Source organism: Kaistella sp. CFF1-2, assembly GCF_059509915.1.
The window spans coordinates 1-5,331 of sequence record NZ_JCAKLF010000014.1; the positions used below are offsets into that span (position 1 = coordinate 1).

Here is a 5,331-nt window from a genome sequence, read left to right on the forward strand (position 1 = left end):
AAAAAAGCTCATCAAAACTAATTGATGAGCTTTAAAAAAAAACTGGCGGCGACCTACTCTCCCGCTTTCGCAGTACCATCGGCGCTAGAGGGCTTAACTTCTGTGTTCGGAATGGGAACAGGTGAGCCCCTCTGCTAAAACCACCCTAAATATTGTATTTGTTGTACGATGTAGAATGTACTATGTATCATGTACTTTAAGTATTCTATACTTTGTACTTTTTACATTGTACATTGTACTTTCGTACAATATTTATCGGTAATATACATCACAAAGGCAAAACCTTTATCGCACTTATAAGAACCAGTCAATTGTTAATTGATAATTAGCAATTGATAATTAACCATTGTAGTTAGGCTATAAATCTACGGGTAATTAGTACTACTCGGCTATGACATTACTGTCTTTACACCTGTAGCCTATCAACGTCGTCATCTCCAACGACCCTTAAAAGATGTCTCATCTTGAGGCAGGTTTCGCACTTATATGCTTTCAGTGCTTATCCTTACCAAACGTAGCTACTCAGCGGTGCACCTGGCGGTACAACTGATACACCAGAGGTTTGTTCAAATCGGTCCTCTCGTACTAGATTCAAGCCCTCTCAAACATCTAACGCCCGCAATAGATAGAGACCGAACTGTCTCACGACGTTCTGAACCCAGCTCGCGTGCCACTTTAATGGGCGAACAGCCCAACCCTTGGGACCTTCTCCAGCCCCAGGATGTGACGAGCCGACATCGAGGTGCCGAACCTCCCCGTCGATGTGAGCTCTTGGGGGAGACTAGCCTGTTATCCCCGGAGTACCTTTTATCCTATGAGCGATGGCCCTTCCATACGGAACCACCGGATCACTATGTCCTGCTTTCGCACCTGATCGACTTGTAGGTCTCACAGTCAAGCACCCTTATGCCATTACACTCTACGCACGGTTACCAAGCGTGCTGAGGGTACCTTTGAAAGCCTCCGTTACTCTTTTGGAGGCGACCACCCCAGTCAAACTACCCACCACGCAATGTCCTTCTCATCGAGAAGTTAGGCTCCAAGTAAGTAAAGGGTGGTATTTCAACGTTGACTCCACAAACACTAGCGTGCCTGCTTCATAGTCTCCCACCTATCCTACACATTACTTACTCAAAGTCAATACGAAGTTATAGTAAAGGTTCACAGGGTCTTTTCGTCCCATTGCGGGTAATCGGCATCTTCACCGATACTACAATTTCACCGAGCTCGTGGCTGAGACAGTGCCCAGATCGTTACACCATTCGTGCAGGTCGGAACTTACCCGACAAGGAATTTCGCTACCTTAGGACCGTTATAGTTACGGCCGCCGTTTACTGGGGCTTCAGTTAATGCCTTCGAGTTACCTCTAAGCACCTTCCTTAACCTTCCAGCACCGGGCAGGTGTCAGACCCTATACAGCATCTTTCGATTTAGCAGAGTCCTGTGTTTTTGATAAACAGTCGCCTGGGCCTCTTCACTGCGGCCACCATTGCTGATGGCGTCTCTTCTTCCGAAGTTACGAGACTATTTTGCCTAGTTCCTTAGCCACGACTCACTCGAGCACCTTAGGATTCTCTCCTCGACTACCTGTGTCGGTTTTGGTACGGGTTGCTTCACTTCGGCTTTTCTTGGAACCGCTTTCCCTACAGCAGCTTCGCCCGAAGGCTAGGCCTTGACTATTCCGTCAGTCTCCAGTAAGTACGGCAATCCGTCCCCTTTTATTGTGAGCAAGTTAGGGAATATTAACCCTATGTCCATCCACTACCCCTCTCGGGTTCGCGTTAGGTCCCGACTAACCCTCAGCTGATTAGCATGGCTGAGGAAACCTTAGTCTTTCGGTGAGGGGGTTTCTCGCCCCCTTTATCGTTACTTATGCCTACATTTTCTTTTCTGTCCGCTCCACAATACCTCACGATACTGCTTCAGCGCAAACAGAATGCTCTCCTACCAGATACAACTAATGTTGTAAATCCATAGCTTCGGTACTATACTTATGCCCGATTATTATCCATGCCGGACCGCTCGACTAGTGAGCTGTTACGCACTCTTTAAATGAATGGCTGCTTCCAAGCCAACATCCTAGCTGTCAATGCAGTCCAACCGCGTTGTTTCAACTTAGTATAGATTTGGGGACCTTAGCTGGTGGTCCGGGTTCTTTCCCTCTCGGACATGGACCTTAGCACCCATGCCCTCACTGCCGACGAACATTTATTAGCATTCGGAGTTTGTCAGGAATTGGTAGGATTTGACTCCCCCGCATCCAATCAGTAGCTCTACCTCTAATAAACTTAACATCGACGCTGCACCTAAATGCATTTCGGAGAGTACGAGCTATCTCCCAGTTTGATTGGCCTTTCACCCCTACCCACAAGTCATCCGAAGACTTTTCAACGTCAACCGGTTCGGTCCTCCACTTTGTGTTACCAAAGCTTCAACCTGCCCATGGGTAGATCACAAGGTTTCGCGTCTAATCCTACTAACTATGCGCCCTATTCAGACTCGCTTTCGCTCCGGCTCCGGACCTGAAGTCCTTAACCTCGCTAGTAAAATTAACTCGTAGGCTCATTATGCAAAAGGCACGCCGTCACACAATAAATGTGCTCCGACCGCTTGTAGGCGTACGGTTTCAGGTTCTATTTCACCCTTCTATTCGAAGTGCTTTTCACCTTTCCTTCACAGTACTTGTTCACTATCGGTCTTTCAGGAGTATTTAGCCTTGGAGGATGGTCCCCCCACATTCAGACAGGATTTCACGTGTCCCGCCCTACTCATTTATCACTTAAATATGCCTTTCATATACGGGGCTATCACCCTCTATGGCTGTTCTTTCCAGAACATTCTATTAAACATATAAAAGCTTTTGGGCTAATCCGCTTTCGCTCGCCACTACTTACGGAATCTCTTCGATTTCTTTTCCTCCGGGTACTTAGATGTTTCAGTTCTCCGGGTTTGCTCTCTAATAAATTAGAGTGACAGGCCTTCAACCTGCCGGGTTGCCCCATTCGGACATCTCGGGATCAATTCGTGTGTGCCAATCCCCCGAGCTTTTCGCAGCTTACCACGTCCTTCTTCGCCTCTGAAAGCCTAGGCATCCGCCATACGCCCTTAACGATTTCTTTCCTAATATTTTTGGTTACTCAAGCACTTATAAGTGCTCGGTTTTCTCTTTGTGATGTCTTTACCGTTAATGTCAATGATCTTTTGTCTTTCTTTCCGTCTGATGAACAATTGTTGTTTTTGGCTCCAATCGTAACTTTTAAATCAAACTTCCAAAACTGTGGAGAATAAGGGAGTCGAACCCTTGACCTCCTGCGTGCAAGGCAGGCGCTCTAGCCAGCTGAGCTAATTCCCCCTGTTATTAGATTTCAGATAATAGATTTCAGATTACAGACTTTTTTCGTCTGATATCTTGAATCTGATATCTTACCATCTTTAAATTAGTAGTCTCGGGCAGGCTCGAACTGCCGACCTCTACATTATCAGTGTAGCGCTCTAACCAGCTGAGCTACGAGACTTCATTAGATTTAAGACTTTTAGACTTGAGATACTAGACTTTTGTCTCACATCTCTTATCTTCCAATCTCTTGTCTCAATCCCTCGTACTAATTCTTAGGGGTGTATTTTTATAATATTCAACCAAATAAAAACTAAAGCATAAAAAAAATATCCGCATAAATACATGTACATTGCTGTACTAATTTTTTTTGACGTTTTGTCTCTAAAATGAGATGTTCCAGCCGCACCTTCCGGTACGGCTACCTTGTTACGACTTAGCCCTAGTTACTTGTTTTACCCTAGACAGCTCCTTTAACGGTCACCGGCTTCAGGTACCCCAAACTTCCATGGCTTGACGGGCGGTGTGTACAAGGCCCGGGAACGTATTCACCGCGCCATGGCTGATGCGCGATTACTAGCGATTCCAGCTTCATAGAGTCGAGTTGCAGACTCCAATCCGAACTGAGACAGGCTTTCGAGATTCGCATCACATCGCTGTGTAGCTGCCCTCTGTACCTGCCATTGTATTACGTGTGTGGCCCAAGACGTAAGGGCCGTGATGATTTGACGTCATCCCCACCTTCCTCTCTACTTGCGTAGGCAGTCTCACTAGAGTCCTCAACTGAATGGTAGCAACTAGTGACAGGGGTTGCGCTCGTTGCAGGACTTAACCTAACACCTCACGGCACGAGCTGACGACAACCATGCAGCACCTTGAAAAATGTCCGAAGAAGGATCTATTTCTAAATCTGTCATTTCCCATTTAAGTCTTGGTAAGGTTCCTCGCGTATCATCGAATTAAACCACATAATCCACCGCTTGTGCGGGCCCCCGTCAATTCCTTTGAGTTTCATTCTTGCGAACGTACTCCCCAGGTGGCTTACTTATCACTTTCGCTTGGTCTCTGAGTCCGAAAACCCAAAAACGAGTAAGCATCGTTTACGGCGTGGACTACCAGGGTATCTAATCCTGTTCGCTCCCCACGCTTTCGTCCATCAGCGTCAGTTGTATCTTAGTGACCTGCCTTCGCAATTGGTGTTCTAAGTAATATCTATGCATTTCACCGCTACACTACTTATTCCAGCCACTTCAAATACACTCAAGACTTACAGTATCAATGGCAGTTCGACAGTTGAGCTGCCGGCTTTCACCACTGACTTATAAGCCCGCCTACGGACCCTTTAAACCCAATAAATCCGGATAACGCTTGCACCCTCCGTATTACCGCGGCTGCTGGCACGGAGTTAGCCGGTGCTTATTCGTATAGTACCTTCAGCTACCCTCACGAGGGTAGGTTTATCCCTATACAAAAGAAGTTTACAATCCATAGGACCTTAATCCTTCACGCGGGATGGCTGGATCAGGCTCTCACCCATTGTCCAATATTCCTCACTGCTGCCTCCCGTAGGAGTCTGGTCCGTGTCTCAGTACCAGTGTGGGGGATCACCCTCTCAGGCCCCCTAAAGATCATGGACTTGGTAGGCCGTTACCCTACCAACTATCTAATCTTGCGCGTGCCCATCTCTATCCGCCGGAGCTTTCAATACTAATTGATGCCAATCAGTATATTATGGGGTATTAATCTTCCTTTCGAAAGGCTATCTCCCAGATAAAGGCAGGTTGCACACGTGTTCCTCACCCGTACGCCGCTCTCAATTTCCCGAAAGAAATCTACCGCTCGGCTTGCATGTGTTAGGCCTCCCGCTAGCGTTCATCCTGAGCCAGGATCAAACTCTCCATTGTATGTTTGTTTGATTTATGCTCATCGGATAATTCTAAATTCTACGCCTTAGTTTTTCCTTACTTGGTTGTATATTGTATATTTCAATGATCTCT

2 tRNA genes and 3 rRNA genes are annotated in these 5,331 nt (G+C 46.6%); all 5 read right to left on the minus strand.

Annotated features, from left to right (window positions below):
- Positions 1-40 precede the first annotated feature (40 nt).
- The 5 genes from rrf to AC5XHR_RS13605 all read right to left on the minus strand — a co-directional run bounded on the left by rrf (position 41) and on the right by AC5XHR_RS13605 (position 5,238).
- Positions 41-148, minus strand: a 5S ribosomal RNA gene (rrf, locus tag AC5XHR_RS13585).
- Positions 149-355: 207 nt separating this feature from the next.
- Positions 356-3,119, minus strand: a 23S ribosomal RNA gene (locus AC5XHR_RS13590).
- Between the two features lie 159 nt (positions 3,120-3,278).
- Positions 3,279-3,352: transfer RNA gene (locus AC5XHR_RS13595), tRNA-Ala, on the minus strand.
- 89 nt (positions 3,353-3,441) lie between these two features.
- A tRNA-Ile gene (locus tag AC5XHR_RS13600) sits at positions 3,442-3,515 on the minus strand.
- 206 nt (positions 3,516-3,721) lie between these two features.
- Positions 3,722-5,238: ribosomal RNA gene (locus AC5XHR_RS13605) — 16S ribosomal RNA — on the minus strand.
- Together the 16S, 23S and 5S rRNA genes with 2 tRNA genes alongside form the textbook arrangement of a ribosomal RNA operon.
- Between the last annotated feature and the right edge of the window lie 93 nt (positions 5,239-5,331).